Annotated in this window: 17 protein-coding genes; 9 read left to right on the forward strand and 8 right to left on the reverse strand. The window is 58.6% G+C overall.

Features of this window, described 5'->3' with window-relative positions; all coding sequences use genetic code 11:
• Nucleotides 1-607 precede the first annotated feature (607 nt).
• Together MOV76_RS29325 and MOV76_RS29330 are read left to right on the forward strand one after the other, a co-directional pair.
• Nucleotides 608-1,840: an HlyD family secretion protein gene (locus MOV76_RS29325; RefSeq protein WP_018244204.1), complete on the forward strand. Its 1,233-nt coding sequence runs from the start codon at nucleotides 608-610 to the stop codon at nucleotides 1,838-1,840.
• Nucleotides 1,822-3,816, forward strand: coding sequence for a glycosyltransferase (locus MOV76_RS29330; protein WP_018516412.1), 1,995 nt, complete (start codon nucleotides 1,822-1,824; stop codon nucleotides 3,814-3,816). The genes MOV76_RS29325 and MOV76_RS29330 overlap by 19 nt, the downstream gene beginning before the upstream one ends.
• 146 nt (nucleotides 3,817-3,962) lie before the next feature.
• Here the strand turns inward: MOV76_RS29330 and MOV76_RS29335 are convergent, their stop codons facing one another.
• The 6 genes from MOV76_RS29335 to MOV76_RS29360 all read right to left on the reverse strand — a co-directional run bounded on the left by MOV76_RS29335 (nucleotide 3,963) and on the right by MOV76_RS29360 (nucleotide 13,288).
• Nucleotides 3,963-5,615, reverse strand: coding sequence for a GNAT family N-acetyltransferase (locus MOV76_RS29335; protein ID WP_247265844.1), 1,653 nt, complete (start codon nucleotides 5,613-5,615; stop codon nucleotides 3,963-3,965).
• 269 nt (nucleotides 5,616-5,884) lie between these two features.
• Nucleotides 5,885-6,376, reverse strand: coding sequence for a hypothetical protein (locus MOV76_RS29340; RefSeq protein ID WP_018244207.1), 492 nt, complete (start codon nucleotides 6,374-6,376; stop codon nucleotides 5,885-5,887).
• Nucleotides 6,377-6,480: 104 nt separating this feature from the next.
• Nucleotides 6,481-7,830, reverse strand: coding sequence for an HlyD family type I secretion periplasmic adaptor subunit (locus tag MOV76_RS29345; protein ID WP_026188567.1), 1,350 nt, complete (start codon nucleotides 7,828-7,830; stop codon nucleotides 6,481-6,483).
• 5 nt (nucleotides 7,831-7,835) lie between these two features.
• On the reverse strand, nucleotides 7,836-10,136 hold the full coding sequence (locus tag MOV76_RS29350) for a type I secretion system permease/ATPase (protein ID WP_247265845.1): 2,301 nt from the start codon (nucleotides 10,134-10,136) through the stop codon (nucleotides 7,836-7,838).
• 25 nt (nucleotides 10,137-10,161) lie between these two features.
• Nucleotides 10,162-12,201 (reverse strand): hypothetical protein, encoded by a 2,040-nt coding sequence (locus MOV76_RS29355; protein ID WP_247265846.1) that lies wholly within the window; start codon nucleotides 12,199-12,201, stop codon nucleotides 10,162-10,164.
• Nucleotides 12,202-12,346: 145 nt separating this feature from the next.
• A complete protein-coding gene (locus MOV76_RS29360; RefSeq protein WP_018244211.1) occupies nucleotides 12,347-13,288 on the reverse strand; it encodes a hypothetical protein in 942 nt (313 codons plus the stop codon).
• 836 nt (nucleotides 13,289-14,124) lie between these two features.
• On the opposite strand from MOV76_RS29360, the gene MOV76_RS29365 reads away from it, so the two are divergent.
• Nucleotides 14,125-14,907, forward strand: coding sequence for a response regulator transcription factor (locus MOV76_RS29365; protein ID WP_018244212.1), 783 nt, complete (start codon nucleotides 14,125-14,127; stop codon nucleotides 14,905-14,907).
• A gap of 19 nt (nucleotides 14,908-14,926) precedes the next feature.
• On the opposite strand, the gene MOV76_RS29370 is transcribed toward MOV76_RS29365, so the two are convergent.
• Nucleotides 14,927-15,241: a hypothetical protein gene (locus tag MOV76_RS29370; RefSeq protein WP_247265847.1), complete on the reverse strand. Its 315-nt coding sequence runs from the start codon at nucleotides 15,239-15,241 to the stop codon at nucleotides 14,927-14,929.
• A gap of 385 nt (nucleotides 15,242-15,626) precedes the next feature.
• Here MOV76_RS29370 and MOV76_RS29375 point away from each other — a divergent pair, with 385 nt between their 5' ends.
• From MOV76_RS29375 to MOV76_RS29395, 5 genes are read left to right on the forward strand one after another with little or no spacing between them, the layout of a single operon-like run.
• Entirely contained in the window at nucleotides 15,627-16,649 is a 1,023-nt protein-coding gene (locus tag MOV76_RS29375) for a UDP-glucuronic acid decarboxylase family protein (RefSeq protein WP_247265848.1), read from the forward strand.
• 1 nt (nucleotide 16,650) lies between these two features.
• A complete protein-coding gene (galE, locus tag MOV76_RS29380) occupies nucleotides 16,651-17,634 on the forward strand; it encodes a UDP-glucose 4-epimerase GalE (RefSeq protein ID WP_247265849.1) in 984 nt (327 codons plus the stop codon).
• Nucleotides 17,631-19,499: a glycosyltransferase family 2 protein gene (locus MOV76_RS29385; protein WP_247265850.1), complete on the forward strand. Its 1,869-nt coding sequence runs from the start codon at nucleotides 17,631-17,633 to the stop codon at nucleotides 19,497-19,499. Before galE ends, MOV76_RS29385 begins: the two co-directional genes overlap by 4 nt.
• A gap of 37 nt (nucleotides 19,500-19,536) precedes the next feature.
• On the forward strand, nucleotides 19,537-20,058 hold the full coding sequence (locus MOV76_RS29390; protein WP_247265851.1) for a DUF995 domain-containing protein: 522 nt from the start codon (nucleotides 19,537-19,539) through the stop codon (nucleotides 20,056-20,058).
• Nucleotides 20,059-20,062: 4 nt separating this feature from the next.
• Nucleotides 20,063-21,034 (forward strand): glycoside hydrolase family 26 protein, encoded by a 972-nt coding sequence (locus tag MOV76_RS29395; protein WP_247265852.1) that lies wholly within the window; start codon nucleotides 20,063-20,065, stop codon nucleotides 21,032-21,034.
• A gap of 78 nt (nucleotides 21,035-21,112) precedes the next feature.
• Here the strand turns inward: MOV76_RS29395 and MOV76_RS29400 are convergent, their stop codons facing one another.
• Nucleotides 21,113-22,399 (reverse strand): ABC transporter substrate-binding protein, encoded by a 1,287-nt coding sequence (locus tag MOV76_RS29400; protein ID WP_018244219.1) that lies wholly within the window; start codon nucleotides 22,397-22,399, stop codon nucleotides 21,113-21,115.
• 144 nt (nucleotides 22,400-22,543) lie between these two features.
• On the opposite strand from MOV76_RS29400, the gene MOV76_RS29405 reads away from it, so the two are divergent.
• On the forward strand, nucleotides 22,544-23,178 hold a 635-nt coding region (locus MOV76_RS29405), incomplete at its 3' end, for a LacI family DNA-binding transcriptional regulator (RefSeq protein WP_247265853.1).

Below are 23,178 nucleotides of genomic sequence, written 5' to 3' on the forward strand. Positions count from 1 at the left end.
TGAAGGCCGCAGGTTCAAATCCTGCCCCCGCAACCAGATACACAAAGGCCCGCCTCGTGCGGGCTTTTGTGTATCTCGTAACGGGTCGAGGATTTAACGCCTCCTCAGGGGCCCGCAAGAAGGCGAAGCCGACGCAGCGGGACAGAAACTTCAAATCCTGCCCCCAACCAAATTCCAAATATACGAACATTGACACACAAATGCCCGCCACTCCGGCGGGCTTTTTTGCGTCTAGTCTACGGTACATCGCAGCAACAACCCTCAATGCAGACGCGGTCGGCGTCGCTCGCTGAGATGCCGGCCAAATTTCCAGCGGACGATGGTCTAAAGAAAAGCCCGCCTCGTGCGGGCTTTGTGCGTTTGGTAACGGGGCGAGGTTAGCGCCTCCTCAGGGCGTCGGCACGGTCCATTCATACAAAACGAGCCTCCGCTGCGGTAAATAGCTAATCCCAGGTTAGCCTTATTGCGACATTTTATCGAACGTATCGAGTGCAGCCAGCTCGTCCCCTTGTCTATGGCCATGGTGCGCCTACATCTCTACAAGATATGGTTGCAGTTACGCAGGTCTCACACGAGTGCCTTGCGGTTGATGATTTTGGAATTGCCAATGATCTGGAACCACCGCATTACCCGCATTCTGATCGGCATATCACTGTTCGCGCTTGCCATCGTTCTTTTGCTGCCCGGCCTGACTGGCTTTACAAGTCTCGACGGTACAGTCAATGCGCGATTTGCGATCGTGAACGCTCCTATCGACGGCGAAGTCGCAGAAACTCCTCCAAAAGTTGGTGCGCGCGTGTCGGCAGGAGCGCCGCTCGCCGTGATACACAATGCCCGCGTGAACCGCGCAATACTGACTTCGCTGCAGGCCGACCACATGACTGCTGTCGAACATGTTGCGGCGCTAAAGCGGGAACGCGATGAGCTTGTACGGCTTCGTGATCAATTGGGCGCACGCATGGAAGTCTTTACGCGCACAACCGTTGCCGACTTGGAGCGACAAGTTGAAATTCTAAACAAACGGGTCAAGGTTTCCAAGGCGCAGGACAATGTCGCGCAAGTCGACTTTGACCGGCGGCTCGCGCTTGAGGCGAAGGGTATCCTGTCCACCAAGATGGTCGAGTCCGCCCGAGCCGCCTGGGAAGCGGCGGGGGGCGAACTCGAAATCAGTGGCTTGACCGTAGCCCAGCTCGAACAAAAGCTGGAAGCCGTTCGCAAGGGTGTTTTCGTTTTCGGTGACGGCCAGAACGACGTGCCCTATTCTCGCCAGCGACAGGATGAGGTCATCGTTCGGATCAACGATCTCAATACGCGCATCGCCGAAAACGAAACACGGGGCGCGCAGGTACAGATGCAGCTGATTGAGGAGGAAAACCGCGTCCGCAGTCTCACTTCGGCATCAGATCCATCACCTTTCGACGGAGTCGTGTGGAGTAGCAACATCGTCAACGGCTCGAACGTCATCCTCAATACCGAGCTGATGCGCATCCTCGATTGCAGCGATCTTTTCGTCGATATCCTTGTTCCGGAGGTCGATTACCAAGAGATTTATCCAGGCCTTGCTGCGGAGGTGCGCTTGTTAGGCGGAGGCGAGGCCTTCAAAGGCGTTGTCCTATCGGTAAGAGGCAGTTCCGCGGTCGCCGAGAAGGACACGCTGGCAGCCAATCAGCCCGAAACAACCAAACGCAACGATCGAATACGCGTCGGTCTGGCTCCCTCCGCTCTCAATACGGATTATGCGAACTTTTGTCAGGTGGGGCGTTCTGTTCAGGTGCGCCTTCCCAAACCTAACATCCACATATGGAACTGGGTAGAGAGCCTGTGGTTCAGTATCTCATAGCACTGGCTCCGACATTTTCGGTTTTGGCGTTCTTTTTGCTTGGGCCTTTCAACTGGTCGCGTAACTATAGCTCGACGCGCGCAATCACATGCGTGGTCGTTGGCGCCATTGCGTTGCGCTATATACTCTGGCGGCTATTCGAGACGGTACTTCCCTATCCCAACAATGGCCTCAACTTCTACTGGGTCTGGTTTCTGTTCATCATAGAAATCCTCGCATTCTTCGAAGTCGTGCTCTTCCTGGTTTTGATGAGTCGATACGTGGACCGGAGCGCAGAAGCCGACAGGCTCGCGCCAGACTTCTTTAGAGGTGACGAGGATGAATTGCCCACGGTGGATGTGTTCATTCCTACCTATAACGAGCCGCTCGACGTCCTGGAACGGACGATCATAGGGGCGCTTGCGCTCGATTATCCGCAAGACAAGCTGAAAGTCTACGTGCTCGACGATCAACGTCGTAATTGGCTCAAGGCCTACTGCGAGGAGAAGGGAGCAATCCACGTCACACGGCCCGACAACAGCCATGCCAAAGCCGGCAACATGAACAATGGTCTGAAGGTCAGCTCCGGCGACTTCATCGCGATATTCGATGCTGACTTCGTGCCCTATCGTCACTTCCTGCGCCGGACGCTTCCCTTCTTTTCCGATGCGACCATCGGCATCGTTCAAACGCCACAGCATTTCTTCAATACCGATCCGGTGCAAACAAATCTCGGTCTCGAAAATATCTGGCCGGACGAGCAGCGTTTGTTCTTTGATGAAATTGCACCGAGCCGAGATATCTGGGACGTCAGTTTCTGCTGTGGGTCATGCTCAATCGCGCGACGCAAGGCGATCGATGAGATTGGGGGGTTTCCAACGGAATCCATCACAGAGGATCTGTTGACCACCCTTTCCATGCTCAACAAGGGTTACAAGACCCGTTACCTGAATGAGCGCCTGTCGATGGGATTGGCCGCTGAGAATCTGACTGGCTATTTTGTACAGCGTGAACGCTGGTGTCAGGGGGGAATTCAAACACTTTATCTTCACAACGGCCCACTGCGCGGACCTGGTCTGTCGCTTTTTCAACGCATCATGTTCCTTCCGCTATCGTGGTTGGTGCAGTATCTGGTGCGCTTTACGATATTGATCATCCCGATCATATATCTCTGGTTCGGCTTGCTGCCGCTCTACTTCACCAACGCTGCAGACTATATCTCCCATCAGGTGCCGTTGCTGACGGCCTATTTCCTTTTGATGCTCTGGATAACACCGACCCGATATTTGCCTGTCGTATCGAGTGCCGTCGGGGCTTTTTCGACGTTTCGGATGTTGCCAACCGTTATTTCCAGTGTGGTGCGTCCCTTCGGCAAGCCATTCAGGGTGACCCCGAAGGGCAGCGGCAACGAGGCGATCGGATTTGATGGATACAGCCTTGCCTGGATAGCGGCGTTGATCGTGGCGACGGCCATCGGTCTTGTCATCAATATTGTCCCTGAGACCTCCCATATCGAGGCGCAGTTCTCGCCGATTGCGGTTTGCTGGTCGGGCATCAACATTCTCGTTCTCGCTATTGCGTCCTTGATCTGCTTCGAAAAACCGCGACGGCTCTTCGATGCGTTCAAACTTGACGAAGCGGTTCACGTCGACGGGGTTTCCGGCCGCATAGTCAGTCTGGCGCTCGACAAGGCAGTCGTTGCCGTGCCGCCGGAGACGCGCTTTGCATCCGCCGATGTCACGCTGTCGCTCGAGGGGTTCTCGCCCTTCAAGACCGAACTAAGGACGGTCACCCAAAGACGAAGGAGCATTGCTCGCTCAGGCGACAAGGAGGCCTTCTACCTGCACCTTTTTTTCAACCTTAGCGGTTCGCCCCGCGATAAAATGATCGTGAAACTTTATACCGGGCGTTACTCCCAGGACGTTCGTGACATTGACAAAGTCGCTGTCTCGATCAACCTTCTGCTTCGGACATTCGGTCGGACCCGGACGCTTTGAGCGAGGTGTTTCCCGGCCCGGCAGCCGGCCAATCGCCAGGTCGGCCGCAGGTTCAAATCCTGCCCCCGCAACCAGATACGCGAAAGCCCGCCACGTGCGGGCTTTCGTGTGTTTGGACACTGGGCATCGCGCGTCCACAACAATCGTCAATGCAGTCGCAGGCGGCGCCGCTCGCTGAGCTGCAGTCTCCGGTTCCAGCGGGCGAGGGTCTCCGGCACGACGTCCGTCTTGCGAGCGGCGGCCTCGGCACTCATGCGGATCCGTTCAAGGGCAACACCCGCCTTGGCGGCATAGTCGAGGGCGGCCGGGTCGTCCGAATGCACCTCCTGGATCGCGGCGAAGACGGTCTCCGCCTCGGCCAGCCGTTTGCTGGCCGCAAGGGCGATACCGCGCTTGTAATGCGCCTGGATGAGATGCGGCCCGATCTCGGCGACCCGGCGGAAAGTCTCGGCGGCCTGCTCATATTGATGTAGCGCAAGCTGCGTGTCGCCAAGCCGCATATGGATCGGCGTCGGATCGGGCGCTTGCTCGACGAGGGCCTTGTAGGCAGCCAGTGCCTCCGTCAGCTTGCCCCGGTCGAACAGCAGATTGGCGAGGCCGAATTCCGCGCCGGTATGGCCTGGAGCCGATTGCAGGACCTGGTTGAAGGCGATCTCCGCCTTGCTCCGGGCCCCATTGCGGTACATGTCGAGCGCCTGGTCATAGACGAAACGAATGCTGCGCGGGTTGAGCACCCCATGCAGATTCTGGCCATTGCGGGTGCGGAACAGGGTGCAGCTGATCCGCCTTTCCTCCACCCCGAACATGTACTTATAGGGTTCGTTTCCCCTCAGGAAGTCATAGGTCTTGAAGCCCTGCTCGATCGCCCGCCGGATGCAGTAGCCATGCAGGATGAGACCGGGAGACGGCGTCTTCCAATTCTCGTCGCGGCCGGTGATATAGAAGAGGATGGCCTTCCTCTGCCGGTCGACGATATTCGCCAACGCCCCGAGCGGCTGGTCGCCATGCCAAAAGACCGGCACCTCGAGATCGCCGCAGTTGAAGCTGTCCATCAGCATCTCGCGTGTGGTGATGATCAGCCGTTCGGTCCGCTCCGCGCCCTTGCGGGCACTCCATTTGATCCGCCAGAGATTGAAGAGAATGTCCATGTCCCGATCGATGGTCTCGGGAGTTGCCATCGTGATCCGGTAAATATCGTCGCCTTCGACCTTGCGCAGGAACCGCCGGAGCTTTTGGCGCGTCTGGCTGCTCATCCGCTGCTCGAGATAGTCGTCGAAGCTTGCCGGCAGGGGGACGATGGGACAGATCGTATTGTCGATATTCTCGCTGTTCTTGGGCGAGCTGTCGCGAAACATCACCTCCGGACCCTGCAGCGCCTCGATCATCTTCTCGCGCCGGCCGGCAGGGCCGCTGAAATATTCGAGCTTCAGGTCGGTCCAGTTCTGATGTTTGAGAAACGAAGCAAAGCCGGCAATGGCATGATGCTCGTAATCCGGTCTGACGATGAGACCGGTATAATCGGCCGCAAAATTCCCGGCCATGATGATCTCGTCGTAGAAGAGCCCGGTCTTCTCGTTCAGATGCGTGATGAGGCGCAGCGGAAAGAAGGCGACATAAGGTGCTTCGGGGTCGCGTTCGCGCAGAGCAAGGATGAACCAGCGGCGTCGGCGGGACAGATAGTTCTTCAGCCAGATCCAGGACAGGAAATGCTGCGCGTCGGGGTCTTCCATGAAGACCTGATCCCAGTTGTCGCGTACCGCCTCGAGCCCGGCAATGGTGTCGATGATATCTATGCGCATGCCGCCCCCCAATACCCCATACGTCACTCGGGAGGTTTCATTCTAATGGCAAACACTGATCTTCAAATAAACCGTCCGGATGATTTGCAGGACCTAAATGTGATTAGTCCGGAGCCGGCGTATAACCCAAAATCGCGACCGTTTTTGGTGAAAATCATGCATAGATTCAAAGTGATAGAGCGTGCCGCGTCTTGGAGGACGGCGCGCTTCAATGTACATCGCCCGAAAGTGTGCAGCGGTTTTGAGAACATGCATTCATAAGGATTAGATCAGAGCTCACCGGCGATCTGCGGGCTCGCATGGATGAAGGCCCAGAGCGTCCGGCTGATGGCGACGATTTCGGCGATCGACTTTTCCAGAAGGTCGATCTCGCGTGCGTCCATCTGCTCGATTTTGCCGTAACGGATCTCCTTGTCGTCCTCGACAAGCCGCATCAGCTGCGTGCTCGAGATCTCTCCCTTATCGTCGAAGGAATAGATGCAGTGATTGTATTTGTTGCGTGTCTTGGATTCTTTCTTCAGCCGCGACATGGCCGAAAGGATCGCCTTGCGGTCGGAAGGAGATGTCGAAGCGAGTTTGGAAAGCCGTTCGATGAGGTCGATCCGGGCGCGCGTCGTGTTGAGCGTCAGGAACACGACGATTGCTGCTTCCTTTTCGACCCGGAGAAGATGGGCGATGATGTAGATCAGCAGGCTTTCGGTGTTCGTCCAGACATAGTTCAGCCGGCCGACCCGCAGCAGGACATCGGACATCGCCGCCATGCTTGACCCTTTCTCCCCGGAGGGGATCCATCCATGAAGGATGGCATATGGACATTACATCAGAACAACGGGCAAGTCCGTCGCATTTACCTGATCGCGGACGATCAGCGTTCCTTGAAAGCCCGCGACATGCTGTCGGTGATTGGTTTGCTCAAATATTCGAAGAAGGTGCGTTCCGACGTCTGGATCAGCACTTCGGCCGGCATGCCGGGAACGGGATGGAAATTGTGCACCCGTGCAATCTCGGAATCGGGTATTCCGACGCGGACGATATAGACGTCCTTGACTGAAGCTCCCGAATTTTCCTCGATCGAATCGGCTGAGACATAGAAGACCTTGCCCTGCAGAACAGGGGTCGTGCGCCGATTGAGCGCCGTGAGGCGGATCGAGGCCGTTTCGCCCTCATGCAGCTGATCGATCGAGGTGCGCAGCACCTGCGCTTCCAGGATCAGCGGCACATGCGCCGGCAGGATCTCCATGATCGGCTTGCCTGTCGTGATGACACCGCCGGCTGTGTGAAAATAGGAGCGCACGACCGTGCCCGACACCGGCGAACGGATGGTGGTGCGTTCGAGCACGCCGGCGGCCTCGCGCATCTGTTCGCGCACGCTGTCCAGATCGGTTTCGGCGGTCTCGAGTGCATCGAGTGCCGCCTGCTTATTGGAGTTGACGGCGATGACGGCTTCCTGGCGGAATTTGGCGATCTCCGCCTCGCTCTCGTTGAGCTCACCATTCAGTCGAGCAATGTCGCCCATCGCATCGGCGATCGCCCGTTCGATGGCCAGAAGATCCGTCTTGCGCATATAGCCGACCTTGACCAGTCGGGCCTTGGAATCGCGTTCCTCGGTCAGCAGCGACAATTGCCTTTCAAAGGATTCTCGTTGGCCCTTATAGCCGGCGAAACGGTATTCCAGCGACTTGATGTTCTTCTCGATCAGATTGAGCTGCTCCTCGAGCTTGATCTGCTTGCTGTGAAAGACGACGTTCTGGCTCTGGATGATCGCGTTGATGTCGGGATCGCTTGCCTCTTTCATCACAATATCGGGAAGCTGGAATTCGCGCAGGCCCTGCGCTTCGGCGCGGAGCCTTGCGACGACAGCTTCCAGGCGCAGCCGGCGAAGCTGCAGCATCCGCTCGTTCGAGCGGGACGCCGTGGGGTCGAGGGTCAGCAGGATATCGCCTTCCTTGACCGTATCGCCCTCGCTGACGCGCATCTCCCTGATGATGCCGCCTTCCAGATGCTGGACGATCTTGTTGTTGCCGGTCGCGACGAAGCTTCCTTGCGCGATAACAGCGGAAGCAAGCGGTGCCGTCGCCGCCCAGAAGCCGAAGCCTCCGAACGAGGTGAAGAGAACCGTCAGGCCGACGATGCTGTGCATCCGGATCGAGCGCGGCACGTCGCTATACCATTCGAGCTGCACCGGACCGGTCGTCTCCTGCTTTTTCCGTCCCATGTCGTTCATCCTTCGATGCGCGGTGCTTGTTGACCGTTATTGCCGTTGTTCTTGGAAAGCGCCTGCAGCACCTCGATCCTTTCCCCGAACATGGCGACAGTGCCCTCCTTGAGCACGAGGATCTTGTCGACGCATTGGAGAAGGGCTGGGCGCTGGGTGATGGTCACGGTGGTGATGCCCTGCTTCTTGGCATGGATCAGCGCCCTGGCAAGCGCTGCCTCGCCCTGGGTATCGAGGTTTGAATTCGGCTCGTCGAGGACGACGAATTTGGGGTTGCCGAAAAAGGCGCGAGCCAGCGCGATGCGCTGCTTCTGGCCGCCCGAAAGCGGAGCGCCATCGGCCGCCACGATGGTTTCGTAGCCCTGGGGGAAGCCTGCGATGAGCTCGTGCACGTCGGCCAGCACTGCGGCTTCGTAGATCTGATGATCGTCGACGTCGTCGCGCATGCGGCAGATATTGGCCTTGATCGTCCCGGGAAAGAGCTGCACGTCCTGCGGCAGATAGCCGATGCTTTCGCCGAACTGGCGCTGATCCCAGTTGCGCAGATCCATCAGGTCGAGGCGAACATTTCCCGACGTCGGGACGATCGAGCCGACGAGCATCTTGCCGAGCGTCGTCTTGCCGGACCCGGAATTGCCGATGATCGCAAGCGATTCCCCCTTCCTGAGCGAGAAGGAGATGCCGTTGAGAATGACCTTCTTCTGCGGCGGCGGCACGAAGAGAATGCGTTCGACATCGAGCCGGCCTTCGGGATTGGGAAGGCGCAGGCGCGGGAAGTTCAACGGCGAGTTCAAGAGCAGGCTCTTGATCCTGCCATAGGCGGCGGCCGACCGGTTGAACTGGTGCCAGCCTTCGATGGCGCCTTCGATCGGCGCCAGCGCGCGTCCCGATATGATCGAGGAGGCAATCACCATGCCGCCCGTCAGCTCGCCCGAAAGCGACAGGTGCGCGCCCCAGCCGAGCAGGGTGACCTGGGTGATCATGCGGCAGGCCTTCGATATGCCGGAGAAGATGATGTTGCGGTCCTGCGCCTCGACTTGCGATTTCAGCGAGCCCGCCGTTTCCCGGCCCCACATCTTCACCGCTTCGGGGATCATCGCCATTGCGTTGATGATCTGCGAATTGCGCGACATGGAATCGAGGTGGAAATTTGCCCGGCTGAGATAGCCGTTGGATTCGGCAAATTGCCGGGCGGTGAATTTCTGATTCAGATAGGCGATCACGAAAAGCACCGCGCAGCAGGTCATGATGATGATGCCGAGATGCGGATGCACGAAATAGACGACGACCACGAAGAACGGCATCAGCGGCGCATCGAGAAACGCGATCAGCGTGCCGGATGTCAGGAAGCCCCGCAGCAACTGCAGGTCCTGCAGTGTCTGATAGTCCTTGCCGCTGCCATGCAGCGATGCTCTCGCTGCAGCGCTGAGGATCGGCGCGCCGAGCTGCACTTCGAGTTCCACCGCGGTGCGCATCAGGATGAAGCGCCGCACCGAATCCATGAAGGCCTGCAGCAGCACGGCGCCGATCACGGCGATCGAGAGCATGACGAGCGTATCGATGGAGCGGCTTGTCAGCACCCGGTCGGATATCTGGAAGAGATAGAGCGGGATTGCCAGCAGAAGGACGTTGATGGCGATCGTGAACATCATGACGACCACCATGTTGCGTCGCACCGCCGCCATGCCGCGCGAGAGGCTGGCGGCGAAATTCACAGGCTCGCTGCGCTTGTGAAAACCGCCGCCACTTCCTCCGCCCCCGCCCCCGCCGCCCCCGGGATCGGAATCCTTGCCGTTTCCGCCGCCGCCGGTGCGCAGCCGCCTGTCACTCTCGCTGATCGGGCCACTTTCGCCTTCGATGGTCTTGCCGAAGGGCATCGTCGGGCTCGATTTGAGCTCGGTCTTCTCTTTCGGCAGTTCGGGGGGCACCCGCGCTTCGATCCGCGGCTGGGCGAGTGCTTCCACCGGTTCTGCTGTCGCCGGGCTCTGCGCCACTGCGGCAGGAGGCGCCGTTTTCACATTCGAGGCTTCCGCCGGCACTGTTTTCTGCGTCAGGGGCGGCTGAGTTGCACTTGCGCCTCCGATATCGGCAGCCTCGCGCGCCGCGATTTCGATCGTCTCCTTGCTGCCATCGGGAGACGAAGCAACGGCGCCACTGAGCCTGCGAAGATTCTCGACCGCCTGGTCGATAGCGGAGATGCACACCTCGCTCATCGCAGCGTCCGAGGGGGCAGCGGAAGGAATATTACCCGACCTCAGATCGAGGGCGCTGCCTGCCGCAAAGATTTGTTTTGAAATCTGGTTCATCGTGGTTCCTCCGCAATACTCAAGGTCACGCGACCATGGCTTGCATTACGTCGGCGGGGTGCGCCGACGACCATGAAAAATCATGTCCGGCATTGATGACGCCGTCCGCAGAATCGCTGCCCGCCGGATCGTCGTTGTCGAGAAAGGCAATAACTTCGTTGGCGAGCCTGTCGTCGGCCGGCTGCGGCTGCGTCGTGTCATGCTCCACCAGCCCGCCCTGAATGAGGATGGCGTCTGAATAGAGCTGGCCCGCCAGATAGGTCGTCTGGCCGAAACTGTCGTAGTCGACGATCTCGGCGATGTTGATGACCGCATTGCTGCCTGTGTCGATCGTAACCGTTGCATCGGGATTGTTGTCGAGGATGGTCGATGCCGCCTGAGTCACATCATCGGAATCGCCGAGAATGCTGACCTGTTTTATGATCGTCATGTCGTAGAGATTGCCGGTGATATAGAGCACGTTGAGGCCGGCATATCCCTGGAAATTCACGTCGAACGACAGCCCTTCGGGCATATTGGGATCGCGATCTTCGATCGCCTTCTGCGCCTCGACCATATAGTCCGGCATGGCCGCGAAGGGGCTGTCCGTCCCGACATTGTGGATCGAGGCGAAATTCCAGATCAGGTTGTTGCCGGTCTGGATGTCGGCGCCGGGATCGACGCCGTCTTCCGCCCGCACCCAGTCATTGTCGTAGAGCAGCGAGATCTGCGTGATGCTGTTGATGTCGAGCACATTGCCGCCGATGATCACCAGATCATACTGCATGCCCATCCCGAAAAAGGAGGAGAAGTTGATGGAGGTATTGCCGCCCGTCAGAACCGTGGCTTCGGATCCCGAGGTGGTTACCGTCATCGTGTCGTTGTCGCTGACGAAGTGATATTGCTCGATCCACTGTACGAAGGAGACGTCGCCATCGATGACGCTGACGCGCCAGCTGTTCGGGAACGTCGGCTCGGCAGCATCGCTGTCGGCGTGGCTCGATGCTTCGAAGGTGCTGTGTTCGAAGATGGCGATATTCTTGGCGACCGTTCCCGCCTCCTCGGCCGAATGGCCGGATGAGCGCAGCGCCGAGGCGATCTCGTCGTGATCGCTGTAGACGAAGGCCTGGGAGATCGCGTCGATCTGGTGGTAGTTGCCCATTACCGCGGTGACCGAAGTAATGACGCCGGTGTTGATCACCGAGGCGACGTTGACAAGGAGATTTGCGCCGGCGGTCACATCAAGGCTACTGCCGCTGGGATCTGTCTGTTCGACGGACGAATTGCTGTCGTCGGGTTCTTCCTGGAGCTTGGCGAGACCGCGGTCCGGCAGGAAGTCGTCGAGGACGGGTATATCGGTCTCGGCCTTGCCATTGACGTAGACGATGGGGCCGTCGCCCGCGGGATGGGTGGTGACGAAATGATGCGTCGCGTCGGTGCTGGGCGAGGTTGTCCCGCTGTCCTCGGTATTCTGGGCATTCTGGATATAGCTTTCGAGATCCTCGGCGATCTTCAGCGCGCCATCATAGATGTCGGTTCGCTGGAGGCTCGAAAAAGGCGTGAAGATCTCAGCCTTGGTGCTGAAGTCCGCGAGCTTTTCCATGACAAAAGTCGTGTCTCGCGGCGCATGGACGCCGTTCGTCATATCGAGATAATCGTCGTCGTAGAGGACGTTGACCTGGAGGACATGACTGATCGTCGAGCCAGGCCCGGCAAAGACGGTCAGTTCCGGCTCATCCGTGAGCACGATATCGGTCGGATCGCCGAAATGCGGTAACGGGATGTCCTTTGCGGCAATCGCCGCCAGCTTCTCGAGGCTCTCTTCGAAGACGCGGCCTAAATGGCGCGCCGGACCATATTCGATCTCGTAGCTGCCGCTTTTGTAAATGACGCCTGGATCGTAATCCTTGAGCTGAAGATCGGAAGAGAAGGCAGCCGTATAGGCATCCTGATCCGGCAGAACGGGTCCATCCGCGCCCGGTCCTGCGCCTTCAGCATAGTTGGTGCGCAACCGCATCTCGTCGGTCGTCATCTCGAAGAGACCGATGAAGTGCGCGATGATTTCCGAAATCTTCTCGATATGCATGGTTCGGCCCTCCCATTCGAAATGACGATCGGCCTTCTGGGCGCCCCTCGCTGGGAGCTGCGGTGTGGTCGTCAAACCGTTTTCAAGCAATCAAGCTGCACCGGCCGGGGCCGGTGCAGCTCGTCTTGGTCGTTGGAGGTCCGTGTCAGGTGCTGGTATCCTCGCCGACGTCGGAAACATGAGAATTGCCGCCGATGACGCTGGAGTCGATTGTGTTGCTGAGCAGGTTAGCACCCTGAACAAGCTCGAGGTGGAAGCCGGAATTGGCAAGGATAGCCGAAGCGTCGGCCGTGCTCGAGCCATTGGCATCGTCGCCAGCCTTGAGATCCCAGCCCTTGCCGTCCATCTCAATGCCTTCTGCACTATCGGCGTGGCCGCCATCGGCCTTCAGATGGTTGTCGGCCCCGCCATTGTCCATCTTGATGTTCCAGGCCTGGTCTTGGTCAGCCAGATGGTTCGCCTGGACGGCGCTGAAGCCGCTGTCGTTGCCCTCGCCGGACAGCGAATTGTTGAGGATGCTGTCAACGTCGAGAGTGAAGGAGAAGTCGTCGCCGAGGTTGAAGGTGAGGTCGTGGCCGGCAACGCCGAGATTGTCGAAGTCCTTGACGTCTTCGATGACGGCGAAGTCGGTATCCGTCTTGTTGAAGCTGTCGGCCGTGTTGTTGCTGTCGGAGACCGTCTTGGTATCCGTATCCGTAATGGTCTTGATGTCGGTGTCTGTCACGGTCTTCGTATCGGTGTCCGTGATCGTCTTGGTGTCGGTGTCGTTGTCGCTGTACGACTTGCTGTCATAGCTCCAGTCGTAGTCGTTATTGGAGTCGGTGATCGTCGTGGTCTTGGTGCTCGTATCGTCGTCGGACTTGTAGCTCCAGTCATATTCGTTGTCGCGGTTGTCGCCATTATTTGCGGAGAGCTCGGCCTTGACGTCCACATCTACGCTGTTGTCGGTATTGTCGCGATTGTCGCCATTGGCGACGCCGCCGACATAACCGGTCGAGCCGTCGTCAACTTCAGTTGAATTGATAGCGCTGTTGGCAAAGCCGTCGGCAAGCGCCCCGACCTTCGTGATTTCGATGTCGTCAGACATTCAAGTTTCTCCAGAAAAAAACCGGAGCAGCTTTTCGAAATCCCTCTCATCTCAAATGGGATTTTACTCGCGCTCGCTCCGATGCGGTTAACATCGGCAGATGTATTCGGTACTAGTCATCTGCGGCTTCTTCGCGATTTGTTGATCAAACCGTTGGTATTGGGAACGTACGTACTCAGTACAAGGCCGCACATATCCGGCTCCGAATCCTGAAATGGATAAGGAGTAGTCAGGTCTTCTTTTCGTTGAGTTGCCCTAAATGGAGGCCATGTATCAAAACGCTAAACAGTACATGGGTTTTCCATGTCGCCACTTGGACGACGATCACAGATTGCTGGAAAAAATGCGGATCCGATAGACATCAATTCGGGCTAAGGCGGATCTGCCATGCCCGGCTAGCCCTGGATAGCCCCTGTCGTTGGAGCGTTAAGATCTCTTCGGCGGGAGCGTCGGCGGGCAACGAGAATCCGGGGATCCCGGCATTCGCTGCCGGGTTTGAGGGGCACCTTCCCCCGTCCTGTATCCGGCCACCCTGCATGACGAAATTATGACAATCTGTACTGAAATATTACATTAAGCTGTTCAGCTATAGTCGGAGCAAATATAACCTTGAAGTATATAGCGCAGTGAAAATACAACCAAGGCATAGTATCGTATCGTTTTTCCCCCACTAAAACTAATCACTTTGGGCCATTTCCTTCCTTCTCAATCCGTATTAACATAATTAAGAAATGTCTAAAAAATAAGGCGATGACATTCGGGATCGACATTTCATACTATTTAATACCCGCCATCGCTCCACGTTTGAGTAAAGTGTAACGCTAGGGGAGGCGTATATGTTCATGACAGGGTCTGGAATGGAGAATGCGGACCAAGGAAGGAAGTTGAGTTCGTCTGGAGATACTATACTAGTGGTAGCCAAGGCGGATCTGTTTTCGGAATGCATGGTAGAAGCACTGGCGAAGAAATTTCCGAACTGTGAAGTAGCAAGCATAACGAGCACAAAGCCGATGCTGGAAAAAGATACCAGCGATATGAAGCTCGTTTTATTCTATCATATACCTGGCCCTGAGCTTCAAGAAGCGCTGCAGGCTGCCCGCGAAAACCACCCTGAAACCTCGATCGGACTTGTCGTCGAAGCTATCGACATGCTCGAGCCCTATGTCAGCCGGCTGGTGGAGGCAAGGATCATCGATGGCGTCCTGCCGCTCAACCTCCGGCTCGACGTCTTCATGGCCGCTGTGGATCTACTGATGAAGGGCGGCGAACATTTTCCGTCAGCACTTCTCAACCGTCTCAACAACAAGAACACCCAGCTGGAACCTTCGCTCTATCAGACAAAATCGGTCGATGCGGCGCGCAACAATGCGCTCAAGCTGAGACGCGACAGTATCTCCGCTTTGACCACCCGGGAGGTTCAGATCCTGGATCTCATATGCAAGGGGACGCAGAACAAGATCATCGCCGACAAGCTGCATCTTTCCGAAAACACCGTGAAGGTTCACGTCCGCAACATCTACAAGAAGATGAATGTCCGAAACCGCACGGAAGCGGCATCCCGTTTCTTCAATGAACACCCTGCCGGCGAAGACGATATGTCCGGCCGGTGGCGCAATTGATGTAACGATCTGTTTTGCTTCAGATAGAGGGACGCGCAAAGCAGCGCGACTTCTGTCCGAAGCCGCTTGGGGAGCAGATATAAGGCGCTGAGCCGTGATAGGCGACAGTGCGGGCCGTGACCCCGGCCGGGCGCCCGGCGCGATTTTCCGGATAGGCATAGGCCTTGGAGACGCGCGGGCCCTCGACGATACTCTTCTTCGCGACGACCGCGATGTCGTCATCAACGACCGTGCAGGCCGTCTGTCCGATCGCCATAAGCGCCGTTCCCCAGACGAAAATCGCCAAGCGAAGACGCCGGCCTTTCAGCTGCGCTGCATCTTGTTTTTTCAACATAGCCCAAACCCCTCGCATATGGCGCTTCCGGATGCAAGACCGGCCTTGCAGTTGAGCGCGGCCGATCACCCGACTTCCCTCGTATATTAGCTGCATTGAGTGAAGCTTGAGAGGCGGATAAGAGGCGTATTGGTGGTAAAGCGTTGAAAGTGATTAATCATTTGTTACTTTGAAGAATACTTGCGTAATTATTTTGGATAGCTGGAATTTTTCAAGTTGACCTTGGCGGCAGTCGTTGTATTGTTTTAATAGTAATTCGGTATCTGGAGAGTAACTACAAAGTTATTCATGTATGGACGCTCAGTTTCGTGAATATCCAGAGCGGATACGGAGGCATGCAGTGCATAAATAATCAAAAGACTAAATACATGGGAAGGAGTTTGTAATGCGTAGTTTCGTTCCCAACGAAGGTTATTCTGAAGTGTCAGGCATTCCGGTGCTCCAAGGGCGACGCACCGTTCTTGTGAATGGCGGGGGCGGCTTCCTCGGTTCACATCTCTGCGAAAGGCTCCTGCAGCGCGGCCACAGCGTCATATGCCTCGACAATTTTTCGACCGGCCGCCGTGCGAATGTCGATCATCTCACATCGAACACCCGCTTCCGCATCGTCGAGCACGATGTTAGGCAGCCCTTCGATATCGACGCGTCGCTCATCTTCAATTTCGCCTCCCCAGCCTCTCCGCCCGATTATCAGCGGGATCCGGTGGGAACGCTGCTAACCAATGTGCTCGGCGCCGTCAACACCTTGGACTGCGCGCGAAAGACCGGTGCGATCGTCGTCCAGTCGTCGACGTCGGAGGTCTATGGCGACCCGAGCCAGAGCCCGCAGCACGAATCCTATTGCGGCAATGTCAACCCGATCGGACCGCGCGGCTGTTACGACGAAGGCAAGCGCAGCGCTGAAACGCTGTTCTTCGATTACCACCGGACTTACGGCGTCGACATTAAGGTCGGCCGCATCTTCAATACCTACGGGCCGCGCATGCGCCTGGACGACGGGCGGGTGGTTTCCAATTTCATCGTGCAGGCTCTGCGCAATGCCGATCTGACGATCTATGGTGATGGCCAGCAGACCCGTTCCTTTTGCTACGTCGACGATCTCGTCGACGGTTTCCTGCGTTTTTCGGCTGCCGGCAGTGCTTGCAACGGCCCGATCAACCTCGGCAATCCAGCCGAAATGACCGTTCGCCGCCTGGCGGAAATCATTCGGGACCTGACGAACTCGCGTTCCCGGATCGTCCACCTGCCTGCGGTCACCGACGACCCCCGTCAGCGGCGGCCGGATATTTCCCGGGCCATGGCCGAGCTGGGCTGGCAGCCCCGCATCGGGCTCGAAACCGGCCTGGCTCGCACCGTCGAATATTTCGACGGCCTGCTGGCCGGTACAGAGAAGGCGGAGGTCGTATGAGATGCCCCGCTACATTCTCGTCACCGGCGGCGCCGGTTTCATAGGCAGTCATATCTGCAAAACGCTGTCGCGTGCCGGCATGATCCCGGTCACCTACGACAATCTCTCGACGGGACATGCCGACAGCGTCCGCTGGGGCCCGCTCATCCGGGCAGAGCTTGCCGACGCCGCCGCGCTGCGCCGGACCCTTGAAGAGTTTTCGCCCGATTGCGTCATCCATTGTGGTGCCAATGCCTATGTCGGCGAATCCGTCGACATGCCCAGGAAATATTACCGGAATAATGTCGTTGGCAGCCTGACCCTGCTCGAGGCCTGCCTCGATCAGGATATCGACCGGATCGTCTTTTCGAGCAGCTGCGCCACCTATGGCGTTCCCGCCTCGTTGCCGATACGGGAGGAAAGCCCGCAACACCCGGTCAATCCCTATGGGCGTACCAAGCTGATCTTCGAGATGGCGCTCGAGGATTTTGCCGCTGCCTATGGCATCCGCTTTGCCGCACTGCGTTATTTCAATGCCGCCGGCGCCGATCCTGATGGCGAGCTTGCCGAACGGCATCACCCCGAGACCCATCTCATCCCTCGCGCCCTTCTTGCCGCCGCCGGCAGGCTGGAGCGGCTCGATATCTTCGGCACCGATTATGCGACCGAGGATGGAACCTGTGTTCGCGATTATGTTCATGTCAGCGATCTCGCGCAGGCGCATCTCGCCGCCGTCAATCATCTGATGGAGGGCGGCGGCTCGCTCAGCGTCAATCTCGGCTCTGGCCGGGGCACCTCGGTGCGCGAGATTCTCGAGGCGATCTATCGCGCGAGCGGCCGTGAAGTCCCCGTGAATTATCGCGCTCGCCGCGCCGGCGATCCGCCGGTCCTCTTTGCCAACACCGCAAGGGCGAAGGCGGAGCTCGGTTTCTCGCCGGTTTTCTCGGATATCGATACGATCATCCGCACCGCCGGCCCCACCTTCGGACTGGAGCTGACGGCATGAGCGACGCACTGCAAGTCGGTCACAGCGCCAGGACGGCGAAGGCCGCCGCGGCTGAGGCATTCGATCCTGTTTTCGCCGGCTGGAACCGCGTCGCCTATGGCTTCGGCATCCTCTGCTGGCTGACAGCACTCGGTTATTTCTGGATCTGGTGGTGCCAGTCCGCCCATATCATTTCCTGGGCCGCCTTCGTGCTTATCACCCTCGTGCTTGCCTGGATCACGCTTGTGCCGGCCTATTTCATCCTTATCTTCCTCGATGCGAGGACGGTCAATCCTGCGGCACGGCTGCCGGAAGGGCGGGTGGCAATGGTCGTCACCAAGGCGCCGTCCGAGCCCTTTGCCGTCGTCCGCGCCACGCTGCAGGCGATGCTTGACCAGATCGACGTCGATTTCGATGTCTGGCTGGCCGACGAGGACCCTTCGGAGGAAACCAGTCGCTGGTGTGCGGCGCACGGCGTGCTGATCTCCACCCGGAAGGGCGTGGCGGAGTATCATCGCACCACCTGGCCGCGCCGGACGCGTTGCAAGGAAGGCAACCTCGCCTATTTCTACGACCATTTCGGCTATGCGCGCTACGATTTCGTCGCCCAGTTCGATGCCGACCATGTGCCGACGCCGACCTACCTCCGTGAAATCCTGCGCCCCTTCGCCGACCCTAAGATCGGCTATGTCTCCGCTCCCAGCATCTGCGATGCCAATGCCGGCGAAAGCTGGGCAGCGCGTGGCAGGCTCTATGCCGAGGCAAGCCTGCACGGTTCGCTGCAGACGGGTTACAATAATGGCTGGGCGCCTCTTTGCATCGGTTCCCATTATGCGGTTCGCACGGCGGCCCTTCGTCAGATCGGCGGCCTCGGCCCGGAACTTGCGGAAGACCATTCGACAACGCTGATAATGAATGCCGGCGGCTGGCGTGGCGTGCATGCCGTAGATGCGATCGCTCATGGCGACGGACCGGCAAACTTCACCGATCTCGTCGTCCAGGAATTCCAGTGGTCGCGCAGTCTCGTCACGATCCTGCTGCAGCATTCCCGCCGTCACATCATGCACCTGCCTTGGCGACTGAGATTTCAGTTTGTGTTCTCGCAGCTGTGGTATCCGCTCTTCTCCGCCTTCATGGCCGTGATGTTCCTGCTGCCGGTTGCCGCCTTGATGACGGGCCAAGTCTTCGTCAATGTGACCTATCCGGATTTCCTGCTGCATTTTACGCCGATATCGGTCGTGCTGACGCTGTTTGCCTTCTTCTGGCGGGCTACGGGAACCTTCAGGCCGCACGATGCGAAACTGTTCGGCTGGGAAGGGCTAGCTTTTATCTTCCTGCGCTGGCCGTGGTCGCTTGCCGGCAGCCTCGCTGCGCTTCGCGACTATATCTACGGCTCCTTCGTCGATTTCCGCATCACACCGAAGGGAAGGCAGCAGCAGCGGTCTTTGCCGTTGCGCGTCATCGCGCCCTATATCGCGCTCGCCGGACTGTGCGCAGCCGCCATGGCACTGGCCAGTGAGGCCCCTGCCGCCCAAGGCTTTTATATTTTCGCGGCGATGAATCTCTCGATCTATCTGTCGCTGACGGTGCTGATCGTCATTCGCCATGCGATCGAGAACGATCTGCCGCGGCTGCCGCAATCACGCGGCCTGTGGCTTGCGACGGCCACGGGGCTTGCGATTTGCATCACCGGCGGCATGCAGGCGGGCAGCCATGGTCTGCATAGCCTCGAGGCCCTTTCCCACGGCCAGACGTTCATCAGTTTCAGCCAATCACAGTTTGCCGTAGCCGGTGCCGGTGTCGGCGGCGGCAAGACCAGGATCGTGAAGTTCCGCCTCAGATGGAATGGGTTCGGAAGCGCGGGGCGGGACGAACAAGGTGTCTGAGCCGGCGGAACCGGCAAGTGTCGAGTAGGAGGATGTAATGAGTATCGGATCGAGACTATACGGAGCGGCCCTCGCTCTCAGCCTGTGTCTGCCCATGGCGGCACACGGCGCCGAGGTCGCCAAACAGAAAGCGCCGACGCCGGTCAGCGCCTATGAGCTCTATCGTATCTATGGCGACAAGACCTGGACCTGGAACACCGGCGGCGGCCGTTTCTTCGATGACGGCCGGCGATTTATCGCCTGGAGCAATGACAAGGGCAAACCGTCCTTCGCCGAAGGCAGATGGGTAGTCGACGATCTCGGCCAGCTCTGCATGCGTGCCACCTGGACGAATGCCGAGGGTGCGGCCCGCGCCAGCACCTGTTTCGGTCACCGCAAGATCGGCAACACGATCTATCAGCGGCGCCAGCCCGACGGCAAGTGGTACGTCTTCCGTCATGCATCGGTGCTCCCGGATGACGAGTTCCGCAAGCTCGCTCCCGTCGATACGGTCAGCGCGAAGGCGCGCGAACTGAAGCAGGTCCTGCTGAGCCAGGAAATAGCCCGAAAAGGAGGGTGAAGCCATGAAGAAGCTAATGAAAAACAACCTCTCGACCACCGCGATTGCGCTGCTGTTGTTGTGTCTCGCGGATCTTCCGGGCCGAAGCGAAGTGCAATATGCGGGCATTGCGCCAAACCCGGCGGCGGCCGTGCAGACGATTATCGACAAGCGCCCCGTCCTTCATGCCGACGGCATCAAGTTCGGGGCCTACGATCCGCACGGCGATTTCGGCGCGCAGGCGAATGTCGCGACCGAAGCCCTGTTCCTGCCGTGGGAGGACGTCGACCTCGAAACGTTGCGCGTCGCCGATGCCTATGCGCTGGCTAGAGGCCGCAACCTGCTGATCACTGTCGAGCCATGGTCCTGGGACGTCGATTGGCGGCTCACCTCGGCACAGCTTCGCGCAAAGGTCCTGCGCGGTGACTACGATGTCAACATGCGTTCGATCGCGCATATGATATCCGAGCTGAAAAGCCCGGTGATCGTCCGCTGGGGACAGGAGATGGAGGACAAGTCAGGGCGGTTCTCATGGTCCGGCTGGAGCCCGCAGGACTATATCACGGCCTACAAGCGGATGATGGACATTGTCCGCCAGGAGGCGCCTAGCACAGAGCTCATGTGGTCGCCGAAGGGAGAGCCTGGCCTCCAGGCCTATTATCCCGGCGACGATTATGTCGATCTCATCGGGCTCTCGGTCTTCGGTCTGCAGCGCTACGACGAGCTTGCCTACAATGAGCACCGGACGTTCTCGGAAGCATTGAAGCAGGGGTATGATCTCGTCGCCGGTTACGGAAAGCCCATCTGGGTGGCGGAGCTCGGCTATGAAGGCGGCGACGCCTATATCAGGCCGTGGATCGAAACTGCCACGTTGAAGCAGAGCGCCTTCCCGAATCTGCAGGAAGTCGTCTATTTCAACGACCGGGATGTGCACGCATGGCCGTTCGATCTCGGCCGGCCGGACTGGCGCGTGGTCGAAAACCTGGACAGCAACTGATAGTCCGGAAAACAGAGGCCTGAAAAACGGAGAGGCCCGCCGGGGTGTTGCGGGCCTCTCCTCATGTCGGGCGACCGATCATCCCTTGATCGTTGCCTTACCCTCTTCGATGAGCCGGGTCGCCGCATCGGCGGGCGATATCCGTTCGAAGGCGAGTTCGTCACAAATCGGGCGCAGCACGCGCTGGTCGAATTGGGTTGCGCCCATCGGCACCGGCGGCGGATACTCGCCGACCTGATCCTTGAGCAGGTTCACGTATTTGACCGTTTCCTGCTCCGTCGGGTTGAGCTGCGGCAGGATGGCTTCACGGACGGTAGGCGACATTGGCACGCCGCGTTCCACACCGAGAATCTTGCCGGCTTCGGGATCATTGACAAAGAAGCTGATGAACTTCGCGGCAGCTTCGCCCTGCTTGGTCGTAGCGCCCACACTCCAGATCAGTGCCGGACGGTAATAATGGCCGGATGGTCCGCCCTTCTTTTCACGCGGCAGCATGGTGATGCCAAGCTTGTTCTTGATGATCAGCTGATAGCCGACCATCTGGTTTGAATAGGCCATGCCGATCACCGATTTGCCGAGACCAAGGCAATTGGTGTCGATCGTGTTTTGATCGAGGGTCTGCACGTCGGCAGCAACGGTGCCGCCCGCCTTACGCAGTTTCTCCCAGTAGTCGAACCATTCCCTGGCATCGTCAGCCGTGAAGCCGAGCCCCACGCTTTCCCTCGCAAAGAGGCTCTTGCCGCGCTGGCGCAGCCAGGCATCGAACACATAGTTGTAGCGCGCCGCATAGGGGCCGCCGCCCTTGCCGGAAGACTTGGCGAGTTCTACGGCGAGCTTGGCGTACTCATCCCAGGTGAGGTCGGGCGTCGGCAACGGGATGCCTGCCTTTTCGAATTCGACTGTGTCGAAGAACATCGAGAAGGAGTTGAGGCCGAGGCCGACACCATAGAGCTTGCCGTCAATGGTGGTCAGTTTCAGCATGTCGGCGCCAAAGGACTGAACGTTCAGCGTCGAGGGGACGAATTCATCGAGCGGCAGGCAGGCGCCGCGCTTCGAATAGTCTGAGATTGTTCCAGGCTCGAGTTGGAAGATGTCGGCGATCGAGCGGCCGGCCATCTGCGTTGCGAGTTTCGTCCAGTAGCCGTCGCCCGACAGCGATTCGCCGACCAGAGTGACGCCAGGCGTCTTCGACTGATAAAGCTTGGCAACATCGAGCGTACGCTTGGCGCGGTCGTTGGACCCCCACCACATGGCACGCAGCTGGGCGTCTTCGGCAAAGGCCGGAATGGCGCTTCCGGCACCGAGGGCGAGACCGGCGGCCGCACCGGCTGAACCCATCAGAAATGAACGGCGATTGACCTGCATGATATTCCTCCTTGTCCCAACTGCCCGCTGCCATCCTCCAACGGCATTATCGAGCACTTCGGCAAACAGATTACGCAAAAAAAATTTTATTGCAAGAAGCAACCATTTTCTTGCAAATTTGCACTATTTGCATAATGTTTGCCTATGAACGACCAAAAGATCAGACGGCCGCGTCAGGCCGATATAGCCACATTGGCCGGCGTTTCCGTTTCCACGGTGTCGCGCGTGCTCGCCAACGAACCTGGTATCAGCGAAACCGTCCGGCGCCAGATATTGAAGGTGGCAGCCGAGAATGGCTATCCCGTCAAACCGGCTTCCGAAGCCGTTGCCGGCGGGCTGGCGCTGATTGCCAGCGACGGCGTCACCGGCACTCTCAGCGTCTTCTATGAAGCGATCGTCGACGGCCTGCGCGCCGGCGCTGCGGAAGCAGGCATGCCCTTCGACGTCCGGCTGGTCCGCGAAGATCGTATCACGCCGGGTGCCGTGCGCGACTATATGCAGACCGCGGGAGCTGAAGGTCTCTTTCTCGTCGGTATCGATCCGAACGAGACGTTGCGTGGCTGGCTGCAAGCCAGCATGACACCGACCGTTCTTGTCAACGGCACTGATCCAAGGATGCAGTTTGACGGCGTTTCGCCGGCTAATTTCTTTGGCGCCTACGAGGCCACCCGCCGGCTGACCGAGGCCGGCCATCGTCGGATCCTGCATCCGAGCGGCTCCCACCGCCACACGATCCGGGAGCGCGTGCGCGGCTTCGAGGCGGCGATCGCCGCCGTCCC

It is taken from the genome of Rhizobium sp. PRIMUS64 (assembly GCF_023006465.1).
Taxonomy (GTDB): Bacteria; Pseudomonadota; Alphaproteobacteria; order Rhizobiales; family Rhizobiaceae; genus Rhizobium; species Rhizobium leguminosarum.